The sequence below is a fragment of the Pseudarthrobacter sp. C1 genome (assembly GCF_034720455.1).
Classification (GTDB): domain Bacteria; phylum Actinomycetota; class Actinomycetes; order Actinomycetales; family Micrococcaceae; genus Arthrobacter.
Genome location: NZ_JAYESK010000006.1, coordinates 77,050 through 96,311 on the forward strand (window position 1 = coordinate 77,050; position 19,262 = coordinate 96,311).

Below are 19,262 nucleotides of genomic sequence, written 5' to 3' on the forward strand. Positions count from 1 at the left end.
GAGACAGCCAGAGTAGTGGAACCGGCCGCGGCACCAAGAATTGATGGGATCTTGAGTTAAACCTTGCTGCCCGTTGACGTTTGGGGTCCACGCTGGAGCCATAGCATCAACCAGCTTGTGGGGAGAGCAGGAAGCCATGGGAGACCAAACAGCTTTTGACGGCGACGTCATTGCCGTAGGAGGCGTCCTCACGGATCAGCATCCGGTGGACTTCCGCACACTGGGGCTTGCCGGCTGCATTGACCGGCTCACCGGCCCCCTCCGCCAGCACGGGACCGCGGTCCGCTGGGATACTCCGCACTGGGGCATCGAGATTCCGGCGGACTGCGCGTCCCTCCTCTACCAGTCGGCCCGCGAGGCCCTGAGCAACGCCTATAAATACTCGGACGCGTCCCGCCTGACCGTCCAGCTCGCCGCCGTGGACCACGGGATCCGCCTGGTGGTGTCCGACGACGGCACGGGCTTTGACAGCGAGCTCGCCACCTGCGGGCGGCACCACGGCTACGGACTGCGGCTCATGGCGGTGGCCGTGCACGAAGCGGGCGGCTCGTTGGATATCCGCTCCAGTCCGGGGCACGGCACCAGCGTCACGGTGACGCTGCCGCTCGATTAAAGACTCGGATGCCCGCCGTACTGGGACAGCGGGCATCCGTAATCATTGGCGCGTCACTGGCTCGGGGCCGCCTACCTGGTGAGCTTCTCCTCATCCAGTTCAAGGTCGCCGATGTGGCCGGGCGCGTTCGCGGCCAGGACGCGGGCAACGAAGGCGCTGTACTCCTCCATGTAGTGGCGCAGGAACTTGGCGGTCCCCTCGTCCTTGACCTCGCCGCCCTCACCGAACACGGCAGCGCTGTAGTGGATGTAGGCTTCCGGGGCGTTCAGCTGCGGGGCGTCCAGGAAGCTGAGGACGCTGCGGAACGAGGACTGCATCACCGCAGTGCCGATGCTGCCCACGGACGCTCCAATGATGCCGGTGGGCTTGCGCGCGAATGAGTTGGTCCCCCAGGGCCGGGAGCCCCAGTCGATGGCGTTCTTGAGGGCCCCGGGGATGGAACGGTTGTATTCGGGGGACACAAAAAGGATTCCGTCCGAGGCTTCGATGGCCTCCTTGAGGGCGCGGCCTTCGGGCGGAAAGTCGGCGTCGTAGTCGTAGCTGTACAGGGGTAGGTCCCTGATGGGAATCTCGGTGAACTCCAGCTCCTCCGGAGCCAGTTTGATCAAAGCCTGGGAGAGGACCCGGTTGATGGAGCCGGTGGCGAGGCTCCCCACGAAATATCCGATTTTGAACGGTGCCATGAGTGTTCCTTCCAAGGGCCGGTCAGCGCCGGCCGTCCATGTTTTTTTGGAAAAGGTGCCGCCGCGGCTGGACGGCGCGTGATGCCCACTGCCCCACCAGTCCAGCACAGAAGTCCGGGAGCTTCCAGAGCGGGAAGCACGCCCTTTCGACTGGTGGGTGCCCCTTGCGGTCCGCCTGCTCCGGAGCTATTTTTGAAACGAATCAGAAAACGGTTTCCCACGGCACCATCACACGACGAATTGGATGACATGACGGACAGCACCCCCATCAGATGGCTCGACGGCGAGGCGCCTGCACAGCTCAGCGGCGGAACCACCTGGGGAATGCCGTTTGCCCGCGGCTCCGTCCCCGCCGCAGCGGCCCTTTCGGTCACGGACGCCAGTGGGGATCCGGTCGCCGCCCAGTCCTGGCCCCTGGCCACCTGGCCGGACGGTTCCCTCAAGTGGGCCGGCATCGCGCTTCCCGCCACGGACTCGCCGTCGGCGGCTTACCTCGTAAGGTCCGACGGCGGCGGCGCACCCCGCGAAGGCAACCTCCCGCCGTCGGACGTCACCAACGTCGCTAGCGGCGCCAACGTCACCGTCACGGAAACCGCTGACACCCTCACTGTGGACACCGGCACTCTCCGGATGGTGCTCAACCGCAGCGGCTCCACCCTGTTCAGCAGCCTCACCCGCAACGGCGCCGACGTGGCACGGGACGCCCGCCTGGTCAGCCTCGTGCAGGACGCCATATCCGAGGGTGCCGGCACCTTCAGCCGGGAAGCCTTCACCGGCGAGGTCACCGAAGTCACGCTTGAACAAAGCGGACCCGTCCGCGCCGTGGTGCGGCTGGAGGGGCACCACCGGCCTGACGCTCCCGGAAGCAGCCGCCGGGAGTGGCTCCCGTTCGTGGTCCGGTTCTACTTCCATGCCAACGCCCGCAGCGTCCGGATGGTCCACTCCTTTATCTGGGACGGCGACGCGGAGCGGGATTTCCTCGCCGGGCTTGGCGTCCGGTTCAGCGTGCCGCTGGAGTCCGGACTCCATGACCGCCACGTCCGGATGGCAGGGGCCGACGGCGGCTTCCTCACCGAAGGGGTCCGCGGCCTGACCGGCCTGCGGCGGGACCCCGGCGAGGACGTCCGCCGGGCGCAGGTGGAGGGCAGGCCCACCCCGCCGCCCGCGACATGGAACCCGGAGGTGTCGGACCGGCTGCATTTGATCCCGGCGTGGAACGACTTTACGCTCAGCCAGCTCAGCGCCGACGGCTTCGAGCTGCGCAAGCGCACTGCGACCGGCCACGCCTGGGTGGACATCGCCGGCGGAACAAGGTCGGCCGGTTTCTGCTCGCTGAGCGACTCCCGGGGCGGTTTCGGTGTGGGCATCAAGGACTTCTGGCAGTCGCACCCCGGCCAGCTGGACATCCGGAACGCCACCACTGATGAAGCCACGCTGACCGCGTGGCTGTACTCCCCCGAGGCCCGGCCGATGGACCTGCGCTTTTACCACGACGGCCTGGGCCAGGACACCTTCGAGGAACAGCTCGAGGGGCTCGAAATCACGTACGAGGACTACGAGCCGGGATTCGGCAATCCCACGGGAATTGCCCGGACGCATGAGTTGACCCTGTTTGCGTACGAGGGCACGCCGTCAACGGACAGCCTGGCGGCCGATGCCCTGGCCGCCTCCACCCCGGCCCTGCTCCAGGCCACTCCGGAGTACTTGCACTCCGCGGGCGTCTTCGGCGACTGGGCTCCGGTGGACCGCAGCACTCCTGCCCGCGCGGAGCTTGAGGCCCACCTGGACTTCCTCTTCGATTTCTACGCCGGCCAGGTGGAGCAGCGCCGCTGGTACGGGTTCTGGAACTACGGCGATGTGATGCACACCTACGACTTTGACCGGCACGTATGGCGGTATGACGTGGGCGGCTACGCGTGGGACAACTCCGAGCTCTCCCCCGACCTCTGGCTCTGGTACTCCTACCTGCGCTCCGGCCGGGCGGACATTTTCCGGTTCGCCGAGGCCATGACCCGGCACACCGGGGAGGTGGACGTCTACCACCTGGGGCAGTGGCGCGGCCTCGGCTCCCGGCACAACGTCCAGCACTGGGGCTGCAGCGCCAAGCAGCTCCGCATCAGCACGCCTGCCTACCGCCGCTTCTACTACTACCTGACCGCGGACGAACGCACCGGGGACCTGCTCACCGAACTGGTGGACAGCGACCGGAACTTCCTGGGCCTGGATCCCGTGCGCAAGGTCCGGCCCGACGCCGACAGCTACCGGCCGGACCGCGGCGCCCTGGGGGTGGGGCTCGGCACGGACTGGGGCTCGCTCGCCGCCACCTGGCTTACGGACTGGGAACGCACGGGCAACCCCCGTTCCCGGGACCGCCTCCTGGGCACCATGGCGGACATCGGCGCCCTCAAGTACGGCTTCCTCACCGGCGAGGCGCTGTATGACCTGGACAGGGGCCGGTTCGACACCGGCCGCGAGCTGATCCAGGTCTCCCACCTCAGTGCCGTGTTCGGCCTGGTGGAGATCTGCAGCGAACTGGTGGACCTGGTCCCCGATCCGGACTTCGAGCGGGCGTGGCTGCAGTACTGCCGGCTCTTCCTGGCCACGAAGGAGGAACAGGTGGAAGCCGTGGGCCAGCCGCTTGAGGGCATCTACCTTACCCAGGCGCACAGTCGGCTGACCGCCTATGCTGCAGCCCGGCTGGACGACCCCGAACTCGCTGCGCGGGCCTGGGCGAGCTTTGCCGAAGGAGGCGAACACCTCAACCATGGGTCGGCGTTCACGCTTCGGAAGATCGAGCCGCCGCACGTGCTTGTGCCCGTGGACGAGGCACCCACAGTCTCCACCAACGACGCCTCCCAGTTCGGCCTGGCGGTGATCCAGAACCTTTCGCTGATCGGCAGGCACCTCCCCGGCTGACCCCCGCCCCCACGCACAACCGCCCCACCACCCATCCCAACTAGGTAGCGCCAAGTGTCGTTTTGAAGCTCCAAAACGACACTTGGCGCTACCTAGTTGGGGGTCTGGGAGGGGTGGTGGGGAGCCTGCAGGCGGAGCAGACTTATAGCTACTGATGACCTCAGTTACTTCATGGAATTCGGTTCAGTCGAAGGAGACGTGATGAGCACGAAAGTGGAGAAACGGATTGTGGTCGATGTACCGGTCAGCACCGCCTACAACCAGTGGACCCAGTTCGAGGAGTTTCCCCGCTTCATGGGTGGCGTGGACAGCGTGACCCGCCTCGGCAATGACCGACTCAAGTGGGTGGCCCACATCGGCGGGGTACGGCGGCACTGGGAAGCCAAGATCCTTGAGCAACTTCCCGGCCGGCGGGTGGCCTGGGCCGCGACTGAAGGCGTCACCAACTCCGGCGCCGTCGATTTCAGAGACGCCGGCAATAACCGGACCGAGCTCACGCTGACCCTGGAGTACAAGCCGGCCGGGGTAGTGGAAAGGGTGGGCAGCCTGCTGCATGTGGTGGGCCGCCAGGCGGAACACGACCTGAAGGATTTCAAGGCATACATCGAACACCGGGGCCGTGCCGCCCAGACCGGAACCACCGCGCCGGCCGGAACGACCACGCAGGCCGACGCCAAGGCGGCGGCCGAGCAGCCGCCCTACAACCGCTTCGCCCACCCGTTCGACCAGACCGGCGGCCTGGTGGACCTCGAGGGCGAGTCGGATGAGACGGCCGAGGGTGAAAGCCACAGTTCCGCTGAACGCCGGACCCGCCGCAGCGGGGGTAACCTCCCGCCGATCGATGGGAGCATGGGCCAGCACTGAACCCGTCCCTTCCCAACTAAGTAGCGCCAAGTGTCGTTTTGGAGCCTCAAAACGACACTTAGCGCTACCTAGTTGGGGGAGTTGCTCTGGAAACCGGGCCACCCAAAAGGTATGTTGGTAAGCATGCTGATGATTTTTACCGACTTGTCAGCTTCCGGTGACACAGCGAAGGAGACGTTATGAGCACGAAGGTGGAAAAACGCATTCTGGTGAACGTACCGGTAAGCACTGCTTACAACCAGTGGACCCAGTTCGAGGAGTTCCCGCACTTCATGGGCGGCGTCAAGAGCGTGAAGCAGCTCAGTGACGACCGGCTCGAGTGGGTGGCCGAGATCGCCGGCATCCGCCGGCAGTGGGAAGCCAGGATCCTGGAGCAGGTCCCGGACCGCAAGGTGGCCTGGGCAGCTACCGACGGTGCCACGAACGCCGGGGCAGTCGAGTTCGAGGACGTCGGCGGCGGCCAGACCTCCCTGCAGCTGACGCTCGAATATGAGCCCGAAGGAATCATCGAAAAGGTGGGCGACAAGCTCAACGTTGTGGACCGCCAGGCCGAGGCGGACCTCAAGCGGTTCAAGGAATTCATCGAGGATGAGGGCTACGCCAGCGGAGCCTGGCGCGGCCGTGTGAGCTCCGGGGCGCCAGTCGGCACGCCCGGCGTGGAAGACGCCGCGGGATCGCTGGGCGATTCCGGCAAGGCCGGAGTGTCCGGCAAGGTGGCCGCGGGCGTGGGCGTCGCAGCGGCAGCGGGCGCAGCAGCCGCAATGGCCGGTTCAAAGAAGGACACGGCCGAGGGTGCGGACGTAACGGTCACCCCGGTGGACTCCGGGGAGCCTGTCACGGTCACGCCGATTCCAACGGACACAACAACCACGGAGGCGCCAACCGCTGCCGGCACGGTTTCGGGCACGACGGCGGCCGCAGGCTCCACCGGTTCGGTCGCCGACCTGGGCGATGACAGGATCGGCCACGCCTTCGACCAGACCAACGGCCTCGTGGACACCACCGGGGAGTCGGACGAGACGGTTGAGGGCGAGAACCTGAGCGCGGGCGAACGGCGCGGGGATGAGCGCCGGCCCGACGGCGGCCTGCCGCCCGTTGGCGGCAACCTCGGCCAGCACTAACACGGTGTAGCCGCAGCGCAACAGTGAGCGCCGCCCGCCTCCTTCCGGAGGCGGGCGGCGTTTTGCCCTGCCGGTGCCGGGTACTACTTCTCCGTGCCCGCGTACATCACGGCGGGCGCTGCCGGAGCCTCCATACCCTCGCCGATGAAGAAGCTCGGGTGCGGCGGCTGGTTGTAGCCGACCGTCTCGCGGGCCACCCCGGTCCGGTACATCGGATCGTGCATCAGGGTGCGGAGCCGGACCCCGGTGGGCGAGGTGGTGGTGTAGATCCGCAGCTCAGTGCTGTCCGACGACGGGAAGGCCAGTTCCTCGCGCCAGTCACCCAGGAGGTCCGCCTGGAGCGACGGGTTGCCCTTCGTGTGGTTGTTGGTCCGGGCGCCGGTGGCCGTGAGCAGCCTGTCGCTGGACCCGGCCTCCCAGTTCCACTTCGAAATGGTGGGCACGCCCATGCCGGCAGTGGCGTCGAAGTCGTGGTCCACGATCTCGCGGAGGAGGTCCCCGTCCCACCAGGCCATGAAGTTGGCTGCCGGGATCTTCTCGGCGATCAGTTCGCCCTTCGCTGACATGAGCTGGCCGCGCGGCGAGTTCCAGGACGCATCGCCGCCAACGGCCCAGCTTTCCGAGCCGGGGAACCGGGGGTCGATGTCGCCGGTGGCGCCGCGGCCGGTGTCCTTGACGGCGGGAATGCTCCAGAGCACTTCACCGGTGCCCGCGTCGCGGAAGGTGGCGCCGCGGTTACCGCTGGCTGACATGCTCTCGTGCACGGCGAACGTTTCCAACCCCGGCCGCGAGGGGTCAAGGTCCCCCGTGTGGATGGCGTCGCCATGGCCCAGTCTGGAGTTGTAAAGGGGCGTGCCGTCGTCGTCAATGGTCATGGAGCCGAAGACGAATTCGTCCTTGCCATCCTGGTCCACGTCAGCCACGGAGAGGTTGTGGTTACCCTGGCCCCCGTACTGGGCTCCGGCAATGTCCGAGTCGAAGGTCCAGCGCTTGACCAGCTTGCCGTCCACGAGGTCGTAGGTGACCAGGACCGTGCGCGTGTAGTAGCCGCGGCTGAACATCAGGGACGGCTTTTCGCCGTCGAGGTAGGCGACGCCGGCCAGGAAGCGGTCCACGCGGTTGCCGTAGCCGTCGCCCCAGGCGGAGACGCTGCCGCGCGGCGGATCGTAGGCAACGGTGTCCATGATGGTGCCGGTGGCGCCGTTGAACACGGTGAGGAATTCCGGCCCGGACAGGACATAGCCGGCGCTGTTCCGGTGGTCCGCTGCGGGGTCCCCGATCACGGTTCCGGCCGCGTCCGTGGTGCCGTCCGCAGTCTTGAAGGCCACTTCGCCTTTGCCGTCGCCGTCGAAGTCGTAGGCCAGCATCTGGGTGTAGTGGGCGCCGGCACGGATGTTGCGTCCCAGGTCGATGCGCCACATCCTGGTGCCGTCCATCTTGTAGGCGTCCACGTACACATTCCCGGTGAAGCCGGACTTGGAGTTGTCCTGGGCGTTGGACGGGTTCCAGAGCTGGATGATTTCGTAGGTGCCGTCGCCGTCCAGGTCCGCCACACTCGAGTCATTGGCGGAGTAGGTGTACGGCTTGCCGTCCTTGCTGACGCCGTCGGCGGGCTTGTCCAGCTTGATGGCCAGGTAGTTTTCGGCCAGCGGCGTGACTTCGGCGCTGAGCTTGTCCTGCCCGCTGCCGTTGCCCACCGTCATGATGACGTACCTGGAAGCCGCCGTGCCGGCCGGATCAACATAGGTGGTGGTGTTGCGGATGGGCTCGTCGGTGAGCTGGACGCCGTCGCGGATCACATGGAAGCCCACACTGTCCTGGTCCAGGCCAAGCATGCGCCAGCCCAGCGTGACGCCCTGGTCCGTGAGCACGGCGACGGGCGCCCGGTCCAGGTTCTCCACCTGGCGCTTCAGTTCAGTCTTGCCGGACTGACCGGGTGCGGTATTGGGGTTGGCCTGCGCCAGCGGCACGCCGGTGAGCGCCAGGGCGGCGGCCGTGAGCGATGCCGCCGCGGCTTGGGGGGCCGCTTTCCAGGCGCGGCCCGCACGGGTTGAAGGGGAACGTTTCGAGGGATAAGCCAAAAGTACATCTCCTTTGATGCGGCGGCAGCTGAGTCTGCCGCACGACAGTTTGGAACGTTTCATTGCAGGCCAAAATCCACCATTCACGAAGGGAGGGCGAGGTTTGTGAGCTGGTAGAAAGCGTTTTCTGCCCTTAACTTCTATCAGCGCTTTACAAGCCCGGTCAAGGCCTCGACGGGAGCAAATGGGAGATATTGTTCCGTTGAGTTCAGTTCGCGCCGGCCTCGCCGCGCGGCCGGCCCGCTGCCGCCTGCAGGAGCGGCAGCGTCCTGGCGGGCATGACCTCCACCAGGGACATGGCCGTGCTTGTGCGTACGACGCCGGCAATCGCCAGCATGCTGCGGGTGACCCTATGGAGGTCGGCCGGGTCCTTCGCGGCAACTTTCGCGAGCAGGTCGGCATCGCCGGTGGTGGCGTGCATCTCGATGATTTCCGGGATGGTGCGCAGTGCCGCCATGGCCTCATCGCTGGCGGACTGGCTGATGGAGATCGAGATGAAGGCGATCAGCGGCAGCCCGAGGGCGCCGGTGCGGACGCGCTGGCTGAACGGGGCCAGGCTGCCGTCGTTGACCAGGCGCCGGAGCCGCGCGTGCACGGTGTTGCGGGCCACGCCCAACGTCCGCGACAGGGACAGGACCGTCGCCTGCGGGTCTGCGTCCATGGCCAGGAGGATTTCGGCGTCCAAGGCATCGATGAGGTGCATGGTGAGCATTTTGTCATATTGCCCCTCCTTCAGCGCCCGTTTCTGTCCTGCCTGGTTAGCCTGTGTTGCGCAAATGCCCCGCGCTGCCCCACGATGCCTTCATGGCCACCATCCTTCCCCAGGCACCGGCACCAGAGGTGCGTTCCGCCGTCGCAAACCTCCCCGCGTACGTTGCCGGGAGGAGTGCAGAAACGGCCCTGACTGCCGCCCTCGCTTCGAACGAGAGCCACTTCGATCCCCTGCCCTCGGTCGTCGAGGTGATCTCTGCCGAGGCGGGCAGGATCCACCGGTACCCCAGCATGGGCGCCGTGGACGTCCGTGACGCGATCGCGCGCCACCTCTCCGTGTCCGCGGATGAGGTTGCTGCCGGGCCGGGAAGTTCCGGGGTGCTGCAGCAGATCATTTCCGCGCTATGTGGCCACGGCGACGAGGTGGTTTTCGCGTGGCGTTCCTTTGAGGCCTACCCCATCCTGGTGACGGTGGCCGGCGCCGTGCCTGTCCCCGTCCCACTCCGCGACGACGAGCACCACGACCTTCCCGCCATGGCCGCTGCCGTCACCGCGCGGACGCGTCTGGTCATCCTCTGTTCCCCCAACAACCCCACCGGCGTGTCCATCCCGGCGGACGCGCTGGAGGAATTCCTCGGAGCCGTGCCGCCGCACGTCCTGGTGGTGCTGGACGAGGCCTACATCGAATTCCAACGGGGCCCCGGCTTGGATTCCCTGGAACTCTACCGCCGGCACCCGAACCTGTGTGTCCTGCGGACCTTCTCGAAAGCCTACGGACTGGCCGGGCTGCGGATTGGCTACGCCATCGCCCGCCCGGCCGTGGCTGAGGGGCTGCGGCGCACCGCCATTCCATTCGGCGTCAACCGCATGGCGCAGGCCGCCGCGGTGGCGTCGCTGGAGGCGCAGGTTGAGATCCGGGAAAGGACCGATGCGGTGGCGGAGGAGCGCACCCGGGTTGTTTCCTCCTTGCGCCAGTCCGGCTGGACTGTCCCGGACAGCCAGGCCAATTTCTACTGGCTGCGGGCATCTGACGGGCTGCGGGAACAGATCCTTGCAGCGCTTTCCGACGCCGACATCCTTGCGCGGGGATACGCGGGCGACGGCGTCCGGGTCACCTTGGCGGACAGGGAAACGAACAACCGGGTGCTCGCCGTGCTCGCGGACCGCGGGCGGTTTGCCGTCCAGTGAGCACGCCAACCGCGACACCCGAAACCACCACCGCCCCAACCACACCGGACGCGGGGACGGCGGCACCCAGCCCCGTGCCGCCGTCGGCCGTCCGCCATTCCGCCGTCGAAGATGTCCTGGGCATCCTCACGGGTGCCTTCGCCGCCTCGCTGGGACTGTTCCTGCTCAAGTCCAGCGAGGCCGTCACGGGCGGCACGGCGGGCCTGGCCCTGCTGCTCAGCTACTCCCTCCCGGCTTCTTTCGGCGTCATCTTCATGGCGGTGAACGCGCCGTTCTTTGCCCTGGCGGTCTGGAAGAAGGGCTGGAACTTTGCCCTCCGGACCGGGGCCGCCATTGGGCTGGTCTCGGCCATGTCCGGCCTGCACCCGCGGGCCCTCGGTGCCCTGCACATCGACCCGGTGTACGGGGTGCTGGGCGGCAATCTGCTCGCCGGCGTCGGCCTGCTGATCCTGTTCCGGCACCAGTCCAGCCTGGGCGGCTTCAGCATCCTGGCCCTGCTGCTGCAGGAGAAGCTGAAGTGGCGCGCCGGGTACGTCCAAATGGTGCTGGACGTGGCAATCGTCCTGGCCGCGCTGGCCGTGGTGGCTCCCCTGATGGTGCTGCTCTCCGCCGCCGGAGCCGTCCTCCTGAACTTCATCCTCGCCCTGAACCACCGCCCGGGACGCTACCTGGGAAAGTGACCGCCGGTCCGCCGATTTATTCCCGGACCAGCCCTGAAATATCTTCGCGCAAGCCGCTGTTGCCCGGGACATGACAACAATCGGAATCATCGGTGCAGGACTTATTGGAAGCCAGATTGCCCGGAAGGCGGTGGAGCTGGGCTACGACGTAGTCATCAGCAACTCCCGCGGCCCTGAAACGCTGGCCGGACTGGTGGCGGAACTCGGCCCGAACGCCCGGGCCGCAACGCCTGCGGAGGCGGCGGCCGGCGATTTCGCCGTCGTCGCCGTTCCGCTGAAGAACTACAGGGACGTCCCGGCTGAACCGCTGGCCGGCAAGATCGTGATCGACGCCAACAACTACTACTGGGAACGGGACGGACGCATCCCGGCCCTGGACAACGGCGAGGCCACCACGTCCGGGCTGCTCCAGGAACACCTGCGCGACTCGAAGGTGGCCAAGGGCTTCAACCACATTATGGCCGCCGAGATCACCACGGACGGGAAGCCTTCCGCAGCCGGGGACCGGCGCGCCCTGGCAACGGCCAGCGACCATCCGGAGGCCGCCGAACTGGTCACCCGCCTTTATGACGAGTTCGGCTTCGATACCGTGAACATCGGCCTCCTGGAGGACAGCTGGCGCGTGGAGCGGGACCGCCCCGCGTACGTTGTCCGGCAGGACGCCGCCGAGCTGAAGGAAAACCTGGGCAAGGCGACCCGGACCCCCTGACGGCACGCAAGACCCGCAAACTGGCTGGCAGCAAACGTCGCGAAATCGTGTTTTGGCGACGCTAACTGCCAGCCAGTCGGGAAGCTAGTCCCGCGCGGGGACGAGGACTACCTCGAACTCGGTTGCGGGCTGGCCGAACTTCGCGTTCACGGCTGCGAGGGTGTTGCCGAACTTGGCAATCGTGGTGGGGACGTTGAAGGCGGGGCTGGTGATGACGTCCCCTACAACCCCGGACGAAAGGTCACTGGCGAGCTTGATCCTGCTGATCCGGTTCTTCTGGTTCTGGACTGCCCACAGCTGGCGGCCTTGGACCAGGATGCCGTCCACGTTGGGCACATCAAAGCCCCCAATCCGGGCTGTAGCGGCGGTCCCTGAATCCACGCCGTCAGGGTCCACGGTGAACAGCGCCCCAAATGCCGAGTGCGCCAGGATCAGGGTCTTGCCGCCGTTGACGGCGGCGATGCCGTTGGGTCCGAAGCCGGTCCAAGGGTCCGCCGCAGGTCCCGTCAAGGTGACCGTTTCCACCTCCCCCAGCCCGCCGTCCTTGTCCACCGGCAGGAAGTACAGCTCCGCCGCGAACGAGTTGGTGAACCATGCGCCGTCCTTGGTCAGGGTGACGTCGTTGATGAACGCGTCCTGCCCGGCAGCCAGGTGGACCACGCCGACCGTGTCGCCTGTGTCCGTGCTGTAAACGTAGGCGTCACCGGTACCGCCGCCGGCAACAAAGAGGAGGTCGTGCGTGACGTCCGCCTTCATGCCGATTGCCGCCCTGCCGTCCGGCGCGTCGATAAACAGTCCGGCAGTGTCGTCGCGGATGTCGCCGCGGTAGATGTCTCCGTTGAGGCGGTCACCGGCATAGAAGGTGGTGCCCTCACCGGCTGCTATGCCTTCGGTGCCTGTCGCCCCCTCCAACACAATTACGCCGTCCCCGGAGGGCGGTGAGGCAGTTGCCGGTACTGCGGCGGGAACGATCAGGGCTACCAATGCAAAAACTCCGACGGCGGCACGGCGTTGTACGGTTCGGCGCATGATGCTTCCTTGGTTTTGGGCTCTTGCGCGGGGCCGATCTGCGGCAGCTCCGCACGATGGTGTTGCCAGTCTAGGCACCTGCAGGGAACCCGCCAAGACATCGGGGCCCCCGTTCTGCTTACAATCGAAACCTCAATCAACTACTGAGGGACCGATGAAGAAACTCGCCACAGCCCTGATCGCCGCCGGCCTCGTTGTCTCCGCAACGGCCTGCACCGCCTCGAACCAGCTCACCACCGCGGAAACCTGCGAGCGGATCCAGTCCGTTGTGTCGAACCCGGCCAACAACGCCGGCAAGACCGGCATGAACCGCCTGGCCAACCAGATCCGTCCGATCCACGCCGTCGCCTCGGACGACCTCAAGGGTGCCCTTGCATCCATCCTCGCGTACACGGATGAGCAGGCCAAGGAAACGCCGGACGAGGCAAAGCTTGGCGAGCTCCAGTCCGGCTACGAGGAAGCCGGCGCCACCTACAGCCAGTTCTGCAGCTGATTCCCGGCCGATTCCGGATGGCTTGCCGCGCGCTTTCCGCCGGGTCCGGTCACGTGAGGGTGGCCGGATCCGTGTTGGCGCCGCACAGGATGACCGCCACGCGTTCGCCCACGCCCGGGAGGTAGGCGCCGGACGTCAGCGCGGCATAAGCGGCAGCGGCGCCGTGTTCCACGATGATCCGGTAGTCCTCCCACAGCTTTTGGCGGGCTTCGATGATGTCGGCGTCGGACACCAGGACGCTTTCGACGCCGGCGCGGACCGCCACGGAGAAGCCGATGTCGCCGATGCGGCGGGCACCGAGGGAATCCGCCGCCACGCCTGATACCGGGACGTCAACAGGCGCTCCGGCGGCCAACGCTGAGTGCAGCGTCGGTGCCGTCTCCGGCTCCACCGCCACCACTTTGGCCCGGCCCTCGACTGCCGCCGCGATTCCCGCCATCAGGCCGCCGCCGCCCACGGCAACCAGGACGGTATCCAGCCCGCCCACCTGGTCCAGGAGCTCGAGCCCTACCGTTCCGGCTCCGGCGGCTATTTCGGGCTGGTCATAGGCGTGGCAGTAAACCGCCCCGGTTTCCCTGGCGTGCTTGACGGCCGCCTGGTACGCCTCCGCGTACTCCGCCCCGCCCTGCACCACTGCCGCGCCGATGGCCTTGAGTTTGCGGACCTTCACTGCGGGCGCGGCGGCGGGGACGAACACGGCAGCGGGGACGCCCAGCTGTGCGGCTGCGTAGGCGTTGGCCAGTCCGGCGTTGCCGCCGGAGGCCACCACGATGCCGACATCCGGCTTAAGCTCGCCGCGTTCCCTGGCAGCCAAGACCCTGTTGAGGGCGCCACGGGCCTTGAACGTTCCGGTGTGCTGCATATATTCGCATTTGAACCACACCGGGCCGGGGAAGACTTTAGGGTCGCTTTCGAGGACAGGCGTTATGCGGGTGAGGCCGGAGATCCTTCGTGCTGCCTGTTCCACGTCGGCACGGGTAATCATTGCTGCGCTTAGACCTCGTCGTCCCAGGTTCCCGGCTCCTGCAGGGCATCCTCGGGCTTGTGTTCCCGGGGCGGTTCGCCGCTGCCCGTGTAGGACGCCGGCACGGTTCCTGCAGCATGTGCCTGCTGCTCTTCCCGGATGTTGCCGGCACCGGGCAGTTCCGGGTGCTGGCCGCCCTGCGGGGCCTGCTTGGCTGCGCTGGCTTCCCCGGCTTCGTCCGGATCTCCCGGGCCCCGAAGGTCTGCGGTGTTCTGCGGCTCGTCGTTGCTAGCAGTCATGGTTCTGCCTTTCGCTTGGGAACTGCGGTGTTTGGCGGGGATATACCCGTACCGCTCTCCACCCTACGGGCTGGCCTCTTCGGGCCGCCGGAAGCTGTGAGATGGCGCCCATAACCTGTGAATTGCGACTCCGCCGGGACTTCCGGAGCGTACCCTGCGTTAACACGATGGCGAAAGGAGGCCACATGATCATTGTCCTGACCGGGATTGACGGTTCGGGAAAGTCCACGGCCGCCCAAGCCCTGGTGTCAGCCGTTGCGGCTGAAGGCGGCCGCGTACTGCTGCTCAACAACCACGCAGGCCGGCGCAGCATGTCCGTCCTGGCCGCGAAGCTTGGGATCCGCCCGCCCAGCCGTGTGGCGGACGCCGTGGAAACCACGTTCAGGGTGTGGAACGTGTTGGTGAACCACCTGCGTGCCAGCCGCTTTGACGGCCTGGTGGTGATGGACCGGCACCTGTATTGCCAGCTGGCCCTCCGGGAAACGAAAGGACTGGGACGCGGCCGCCTACTCCCCTGGCTGCTGGATAAGCTTCCCGCTCCCGAGGCTGTCGTGCATCTTGAGGTGGACCCGCTCCTGGCGCACCACCGTATCGTCTCCCGCGGTACCGACTCCGAGACGCTGGACGACCTGGTTGCCTTCGACCGCGGGTACCGCCAGCTGCCGGAATTCACCGGCTTCCTGAAGGTTGACGCGTCGGTGCCCGCCCCGGAGCTGGCGCAGCGCCTGGCGGGCGTCATCCGCCAACTGACGCCCTCGACGGCGGCAGCCCAGCCGGCGCTCCACGGTGACTAGCGCTCCACGGTGACTGGCGCCGCACGGACAAAGGGCGGGCGGACCCACAGTCCGCCCGCCCTCCCCAAAAGGCAGCCCTGGCGCGACAACGCCTTAGCGCGATGAAGTCGGCGACGCCGAGGACGTCGCGCTGCCCGTCGACTCGCTCTTCGTTGCCGTAGGTGAGGCCGAACCGCCCGGCGAGGACGTACTGGTGGAACGGGACGTGCTGGTGGACGTCGGGCTGGAAGTCCCGCTGCCGCCGTCGGCCTTCTTCAGCACCTGGTTGATGAGGTCCTCCAGCTCCTTCCGGTCCGGGTCGCCGAGGTTGGCGCCGCTCTTGGTGGCAACCACCAGCAGCCGCCCCTGGGCAGCGGAGACCTGCATCAGCTTCTGCTGGTTTTCGCCGCTGCGGGTGCTCATCGTGGCGAAGGTCTTCTCGGCGTCAGTCTCTGCCTTCACCTCCTCGCTGGTGACCTCGTACTTTTGTCCCAGCGCCTCTACGGAGAACTTGGCACACTTGTCCATCTTGCCGCTGATGTCACTGAGCACCTTCACGGCGTCCGGCCCCTCGCTGCCTGACTGGGCGGACAGGCTGCGGGGCTGGTCCCCCTCAGAAAGCGCCACGGCCACGTCGCCGCTTTCCACCTTGTCCAGCAGCCCGGCCGTGGCGATGTCCTTGCAGTCTGCAGGATCCACGTTTGCGGTGCTCAGGAGCAGGCTGGCGATGTTTCCGCCCTGGTCCACCTGTTCCTTGGAATACAGCTTCAGCTCATTGCCGTCGTCATCAGTCAAGCCGGAGATCAGGTCGCGGAGCTCATCCTCGCTGTAAACCTTCGCCTCAGCCGTAGCGGACGCCGAAGCCGTCTCCGAAGCCGATGGGCTGGCAGCACCACCACCGCCGCCGCCCGTACAACCGGCCAACGCAATCATCGCTGCTGTCAACACTCCAAGCGCAGGTACTTTTCGCATCAGGTACAACCCCTTACAAGAAATAGAAAGCATGCTTAGTGTTCCTAGCCTAAGGGATTCAAACCTCCGCGGGAAATATCCGGCACAAGTCCGGCAGGTCGCCGGGCCAAAGGATCCGCCGGCCAGGCGTCCATATGGAATAATCCGTTTCAGTGGTCCTTACCGGACCGCTCCACGGATCGGAGGGGGCACACGTGCCAGCCACAGCACCACCAGCGGGCAGCGCTGCGCCAGCCGGCCCGGGCATCAACAACTCCCAGGTCCCCAAGCATGAGCAGCTGCGCCTGATCATCCTGAAGCTGGCCAAGGACGAACTGGAACCGGGCGCCCGCCTGCCCAGCGAGCGTACCCTCATGGACACCTACGGCGTCAGCAGGATTACCGTCCGGGCCGCCATCGGCCGCCTGGTCAACGAAGGGCACCTGGTCCGGGTCCCGGCGAAGGGCACCTATGTGGCGGACTCTCCCGTGCAGTCCACCCTGCACCTGGCCTCCTTCACACAGGAGATGGAAGCCATGGGCCACGTTCCCAGCACCGTCGTGCTTGTGGCCGAGGCCGCCGCAGCCCCGGATGACACCGCGGAAGCGCTGAGCCTGGAGCCAGGGTCGGAAGCGATCCACCTCCGGCGCCTCCGGTTGGCGGATGGCCGGCCAGTAAGCGTTGATGACGCCTGGTACAACCCGGAGCACGCGGCGGGGCTGCTGGATATCGACCTGACGGGGTCCGTCTACAAGGCGCTGGCAGCGCAGTTCGGCCACCAAATCGACAGGGCACGGCAAAGCGTGCGGTCCGAGGGCGCGCCGGCGGACGTCGGGGCGCTCCTCGGCACGGGAACCGGGGCGCCGGTACTGGCATTCGACCGCGTCTCGTATTCAGGCCACTTGGCTATTGAGCATTCGCGGTCCTGGTACCGTTCCGACCGCTACTCCCTCACCATGGAAGTTCGGCTCTAGCCGCCGTCCGGCCCGGGCCAATAGACACTTCGGGCGCTGTTAGTCCATCCGGAACAGGCCGGAACCGGCGGCCACCCCGCCGGACACGACGAGGGTTGCGGTGTCCGGCTTGGAGTCAAGCACGACGACGGGACTCACCAGCGAATACCCCGCAGCAAGGGCGGCGGCGGGGTCCACATGCATGACAGGGTCACCGGCGCCGACGGTGTCCCCCTGGGCTATGAGCAGCTTGAAGCCTTCGCCCTTGAGCTTGACGGTATCGATGCCCACGTGGGTCAGCACGCCGCGCCCTGACGACTCAACCACCACAAAGGCGTGGGGCAGGAGCTTTACCACCTTCCCCGACACCGGGGACACGACGTCGAACGCTTCCCCGGCCGGCGGCTCGACCGCCGCACCCGCGCCCACCATCTGGCCCGCGAAGACCGGATCCGGAACCTCGGCCAGGGGAACAACCGTGCCGCCAATGGGCGCGTGGACAACAAGCGACGGCATCAGAGCAGGTCCTCGATGTCTTCGGCAAGCATGTCGGCCTCGGGTCCCACAATGACCTGGACGGCCGTGCCGGCGGTCAGCACCCCGTGCGCTCCGGCAGCCTTCAAGGATGCCTCATTGACCAGGGAGGAATCCTTGACTTCCGTGCGGAGGCGCGTGATGCACGCCTCGACCTCCACGATGTTGCCGGCTCCGCCCAGGCCTTCAATGATTTGTTGTGCTTTGGACATGGCTGCCCTTTCTGACGGTGCCCACGGGGGCACTTCTTCAGCACCGGGCCGGCGGCCCAGGTGCGACCAGTCACGGCTTGTCCCGCCGGACATTTGGATAACCGCGGGGTTTTCCTCATGCCTTGACAGGGTCCGTGGGATGAATCACACTGAACTGGTCATAACCAGACAGTACCGGCTGTGACCCCCACTCCACAAGCCCCCATCCGAACCCGCAGAGGTGCAATCATGCCAACATCCGAGACCGCCGCACTGGCTCCAGAGAAAAAGCCGAACAGGGCTTTTGCCACCCTTCAGCGGCTGGGCCGCTGCCTGATGCTGCCCATCGCCGTCCTCCCCGCCGCCGGCCTCCTCCTGCGCATCGGCCAGGCCGACCTGCTCGGCGCCATTCCCGGATTCGAAGGCGGCGCCGCCGTCATTTCGGCCGCCGGCAACGCCGTCTTCACGTGGCTGCCGCTCATCTTCGCTGTGGGCATCGCCATCGGCTGGGCCAAGAAGGCGGACGGATCCACCGCGCTGGCAGCAGTGGTGGGCTACATGGTGATCGACGGCGTCTTCAAGGCAATGTCGCCGCTGGTCCTGGCCGGCCAGGTTGATCCTTCCGGCAAGCAATCGGTGATCAACTACGGTGTGCTGGCCGGCATTGTGGTGGGCCTGTTTTCCGCCACCTTGTGGCAGCGGTTCTACCGCACCAAACTGCCCGACTTCCTGGGCTTCTTCAGCGGCCGCCGCCTGGTGCCCATCCTGACATCCGTCGCCAGCCTGGTTGCCGGCGTCTGCCTCGCGCTGGTGTACCCCATCTTCAACTCCGGCCTGTCAGCGGCAGGGCAGGCTGTCGCCGGAAACCCCGAGCTCGGCGGCGGCATCTATGGCTTCGCCAACCGCATGCTCCTCCCGGCAGGCCTGCACCACATCCTCAACTCCGGGCTTTGGTTCCTTATTGGCGACTACACCGACGCCTCCGGTCAGCTGGTCCGCGGCGACCTGAACCGCTTCTTCGCGGGCGACCCCGCCGCCGGCGCCTTCATGGCCGGGTTCTTCCCCATCATGATGTTCGGCCTGCCGGCAGCCGCCCTGGCCATCTGGCGCCACGCAAAGCCCAGCCAGAAGAAGGTGGTGGGCGGCATCATGCTCTCCACAGCCCTGACCGCGTTCTTCACCGGCATCACCGAACCGCTTGAGTACTCCTTCATGTTCGTCGCCTTCCCGCTCTACATCGTGCACGCGGCCCTGACCGGCACGTCCATGGCCTTGGTGAATGCGCTGGACATCCACCATGGCTTCACCTTCTCGGCAGGCCTGATCGACTTCGTCCTCAACTTCGGCAAGGCGCAAAACGGGTGGCTGCTTATCCCCATCGGCCTGGGCTACGCGGCGATCTACTATTTCCTCTTCTCCTTCGTGATCAAACGCTGGAACCTCCGCACCCCGGGCCGCGAGGACGACGAGATCACCATAGAAACCGACGCCGCCAAGTAGGCCGGCATC

General features: G+C 66.6%; 20 protein-coding genes. 11 read left to right on the forward strand and 9 right to left on the reverse strand.

Annotated elements, in window-relative coordinates; translation table 11 throughout:
- The first annotated feature begins 136 nt into the window (after positions 1–136).
- A complete protein-coding gene (locus U7114_RS11885; RefSeq protein ID WP_157240727.1) occupies positions 137–613 on the forward strand; it encodes a sensor histidine kinase in 477 nt (158 codons plus the stop codon).
- 71 nt (positions 614–684) lie between these two features.
- Here the strand turns inward: U7114_RS11885 and U7114_RS11890 are convergent, their stop codons facing one another.
- Positions 685–1,296 carry an NADPH-dependent FMN reductase gene (locus U7114_RS11890; protein ID WP_157240725.1) on the reverse strand — a complete coding sequence of 204 codons (612 nt, stop codon included), beginning with the start codon at positions 1,294–1,296 and terminating at the stop codon, positions 685–687.
- A 249-nt stretch (positions 1,297–1,545) separates the two neighbouring features.
- Between U7114_RS11890 and U7114_RS11895 the strand changes: the two genes are divergently transcribed.
- The 3 genes from U7114_RS11895 to U7114_RS11905 all read left to right on the forward strand — a co-directional run bounded on the left by U7114_RS11895 (position 1,546) and on the right by U7114_RS11905 (position 6,197).
- On the forward strand, positions 1,546–4,212 hold the full coding sequence (locus U7114_RS11895; RefSeq protein ID WP_323057467.1) for a Tat pathway signal sequence domain protein: 2,667 nt from the start codon (positions 1,546–1,548) through the stop codon (positions 4,210–4,212).
- Positions 4,213–4,413: 201 nt separating this feature from the next.
- Positions 4,414–5,076, forward strand: a complete 663-nt coding sequence (locus U7114_RS11900) for an SRPBCC family protein (RefSeq protein WP_323057468.1) — start codon at positions 4,414–4,416, stop codon at positions 5,074–5,076.
- 179 nt (positions 5,077–5,255) lie between these two features.
- Positions 5,256–6,197, forward strand: coding sequence for an SRPBCC family protein (locus tag U7114_RS11905; RefSeq protein ID WP_323057469.1), 942 nt, complete (start codon positions 5,256–5,258; stop codon positions 6,195–6,197).
- Between the two features lie 83 nt (positions 6,198–6,280).
- Here U7114_RS11905 and U7114_RS11910 read toward each other — a convergent pair whose 3' ends face one another.
- Together U7114_RS11910 and U7114_RS11915 are read right to left on the reverse strand one after the other, a co-directional pair.
- Positions 6,281–8,278: a rhamnogalacturonan lyase gene (locus tag U7114_RS11910; protein WP_323057470.1), complete on the reverse strand. Its 1,998-nt coding sequence runs from the start codon at positions 8,276–8,278 to the stop codon at positions 6,281–6,283.
- 208 nt (positions 8,279–8,486) lie between these two features.
- The gene (locus U7114_RS11915) at positions 8,487–8,990 is read right to left on the reverse strand and encodes an Lrp/AsnC family transcriptional regulator (protein WP_323057471.1); all 504 of its coding nucleotides are present in this window, start codon (positions 8,988–8,990) and stop codon (positions 8,487–8,489) included.
- Positions 8,991–9,082: 92 nt separating this feature from the next.
- Between U7114_RS11915 and hisC the strand changes: the two genes are divergently transcribed.
- From hisC to U7114_RS11930, 3 genes are all read left to right on the forward strand, one after another.
- A complete protein-coding gene (hisC, locus tag U7114_RS11920; RefSeq protein WP_323057472.1) occupies positions 9,083–10,177 on the forward strand; it encodes a histidinol-phosphate transaminase in 1,095 nt (364 codons plus the stop codon).
- Entirely contained in the window at positions 10,174–10,857 is a 684-nt protein-coding gene (locus U7114_RS11925) for a YitT family protein (RefSeq protein ID WP_416235552.1), read from the forward strand. Before hisC ends, U7114_RS11925 begins: the two co-directional genes overlap by 4 nt.
- A gap of 70 nt (positions 10,858–10,927) precedes the next feature.
- Complete coding sequence (locus tag U7114_RS11930) at positions 10,928–11,566, forward strand: NADPH-dependent F420 reductase (protein WP_323057473.1); 639 nt, start codon at positions 10,928–10,930, stop codon at positions 11,564–11,566.
- 84 nt (positions 11,567–11,650) lie between these two features.
- On the opposite strand, the gene U7114_RS11935 is transcribed toward U7114_RS11930, so the two are convergent.
- A complete protein-coding gene (locus tag U7114_RS11935; RefSeq protein WP_323057474.1) occupies positions 11,651–12,595 on the reverse strand; it encodes a hypothetical protein in 945 nt (314 codons plus the stop codon).
- Between the two features lie 154 nt (positions 12,596–12,749).
- On the opposite strand from U7114_RS11935, the gene U7114_RS11940 reads away from it, so the two are divergent.
- Positions 12,750–13,088 (forward strand): hypothetical protein, encoded by a 339-nt coding sequence (locus U7114_RS11940; protein WP_157240708.1) that lies wholly within the window; start codon positions 12,750–12,752, stop codon positions 13,086–13,088.
- Positions 13,089–13,137: 49 nt separating this feature from the next.
- Here the strand turns inward: U7114_RS11940 and U7114_RS11945 are convergent, their stop codons facing one another.
- Together U7114_RS11945 and U7114_RS11950 are read right to left on the reverse strand one after the other, a co-directional pair.
- Complete coding sequence (locus U7114_RS11945; RefSeq protein ID WP_323057475.1) at positions 13,138–14,073, reverse strand: threonine/serine dehydratase; 936 nt, start codon at positions 14,071–14,073, stop codon at positions 13,138–13,140.
- Between the two features lie 8 nt (positions 14,074–14,081).
- Positions 14,082–14,351: a hypothetical protein gene (locus tag U7114_RS11950; protein WP_157240704.1), complete on the reverse strand. Its 270-nt coding sequence runs from the start codon at positions 14,349–14,351 to the stop codon at positions 14,082–14,084.
- 185 nt (positions 14,352–14,536) lie between these two features.
- Here U7114_RS11950 and U7114_RS11955 point away from each other — a divergent pair, with 185 nt between their 5' ends.
- Complete coding sequence (locus U7114_RS11955; RefSeq protein WP_323057476.1) at positions 14,537–15,145, forward strand: thymidylate kinase; 609 nt, start codon at positions 14,537–14,539, stop codon at positions 15,143–15,145.
- Between the two features lie 93 nt (positions 15,146–15,238).
- Here U7114_RS11955 and U7114_RS11960 read toward each other — a convergent pair whose 3' ends face one another.
- Positions 15,239–16,096: a hypothetical protein gene (locus tag U7114_RS11960; protein ID WP_323057477.1), complete on the reverse strand. Its 858-nt coding sequence runs from the start codon at positions 16,094–16,096 to the stop codon at positions 15,239–15,241.
- 194 nt (positions 16,097–16,290) lie between these two features.
- Between U7114_RS11960 and U7114_RS11965 the strand changes: the two genes are divergently transcribed.
- Positions 16,291–17,049, forward strand: coding sequence for a GntR family transcriptional regulator (locus U7114_RS11965; protein ID WP_323057478.1), 759 nt, complete (start codon positions 16,291–16,293; stop codon positions 17,047–17,049).
- 39 nt (positions 17,050–17,088) lie between these two features.
- On the opposite strand, the gene U7114_RS11970 is transcribed toward U7114_RS11965, so the two are convergent.
- Positions 17,089–17,544, reverse strand: coding sequence for a PTS sugar transporter subunit IIA (locus U7114_RS11970; RefSeq protein ID WP_157240701.1), 456 nt, complete (start codon positions 17,542–17,544; stop codon positions 17,089–17,091).
- A complete protein-coding gene (locus tag U7114_RS11975; RefSeq protein WP_157240699.1) occupies positions 17,544–17,774 on the reverse strand; it encodes a glucose PTS transporter subunit EIIB in 231 nt (76 codons plus the stop codon). Before U7114_RS11975 ends, U7114_RS11970 begins: the two co-directional genes overlap by 1 nt.
- A 228-nt stretch (positions 17,775–18,002) precedes the next feature.
- Here U7114_RS11975 and U7114_RS11980 point away from each other — a divergent pair, with 228 nt between their 5' ends.
- Positions 18,003–19,253 carry a PTS transporter subunit EIIC gene (locus tag U7114_RS11980; RefSeq protein WP_157240697.1) on the forward strand — a complete coding sequence of 417 codons (1,251 nt, stop codon included), beginning with the start codon at positions 18,003–18,005 and terminating at the stop codon, positions 19,251–19,253.
- The last annotated feature ends 9 nt before the right edge of the window (positions 19,254–19,262 follow it).

Coding starts and splice junctions, on each gene's coding strand:
- U7114_RS11885 (WP_157240727.1), top strand. CDS start 137: ATGGGAGACCAAACAGCTTTTGACGGCGACGTCATTGCCGTAGGAGGC.
- U7114_RS11890 (WP_157240725.1), bottom strand. CDS start 1,296: ATGGCACCGTTCAAAATCGGATATTTCGTGGGGAGCCTCGCCACCGGC.
- U7114_RS11895 (WP_323057467.1), top strand. CDS start 1,546: ATGACGGACAGCACCCCCATCAGATGGCTCGACGGCGAGGCGCCTGCA.
- U7114_RS11900 (WP_323057468.1), top strand. CDS start 4,414: ATGAGCACGAAAGTGGAGAAACGGATTGTGGTCGATGTACCGGTCAGC.
- U7114_RS11905 (WP_323057469.1), top strand. CDS start 5,256: ATGAGCACGAAGGTGGAAAAACGCATTCTGGTGAACGTACCGGTAAGC.
- U7114_RS11915 (WP_323057471.1), bottom strand. CDS start 8,990: ATGCTCACCATGCACCTCATCGATGCCTTGGACGCCGAAATCCTCCTG.
- hisC (WP_323057472.1), top strand. CDS start 9,083: ATGGCCACCATCCTTCCCCAGGCACCGGCACCAGAGGTGCGTTCCGCC.
- U7114_RS11930 (WP_323057473.1), top strand. CDS start 10,928: ATGACAACAATCGGAATCATCGGTGCAGGACTTATTGGAAGCCAGATT.
- U7114_RS11935 (WP_323057474.1), bottom strand. CDS start 12,595: ATGCGCCGAACCGTACAACGCCGTGCCGCCGTCGGAGTTTTTGCATTG.
- U7114_RS11940 (WP_157240708.1), top strand. CDS start 12,750: ATGAAGAAACTCGCCACAGCCCTGATCGCCGCCGGCCTCGTTGTCTCC.
- U7114_RS11945 (WP_323057475.1), bottom strand. CDS start 14,073: ATGATTACCCGTGCCGACGTGGAACAGGCAGCACGAAGGATCTCCGGC.
- U7114_RS11950 (WP_157240704.1), bottom strand. CDS start 14,351: ATGACTGCTAGCAACGACGAGCCGCAGAACACCGCAGACCTTCGGGGC.
- U7114_RS11955 (WP_323057476.1), top strand. CDS start 14,537: ATGATCATTGTCCTGACCGGGATTGACGGTTCGGGAAAGTCCACGGCC.
- U7114_RS11960 (WP_323057477.1), bottom strand. CDS start 16,096: ATGCGAAAAGTACCTGCGCTTGGAGTGTTGACAGCAGCGATGATTGCG.
- U7114_RS11970 (WP_157240701.1), bottom strand. CDS start 17,544: ATGCCGTCGCTTGTTGTCCACGCGCCCATTGGCGGCACGGTTGTTCCC.
- U7114_RS11975 (WP_157240699.1), bottom strand. CDS start 17,774: ATGTCCAAAGCACAACAAATCATTGAAGGCCTGGGCGGAGCCGGCAAC.
- U7114_RS11980 (WP_157240697.1), top strand. CDS start 18,003: ATGCCAACATCCGAGACCGCCGCACTGGCTCCAGAGAAAAAGCCGAAC.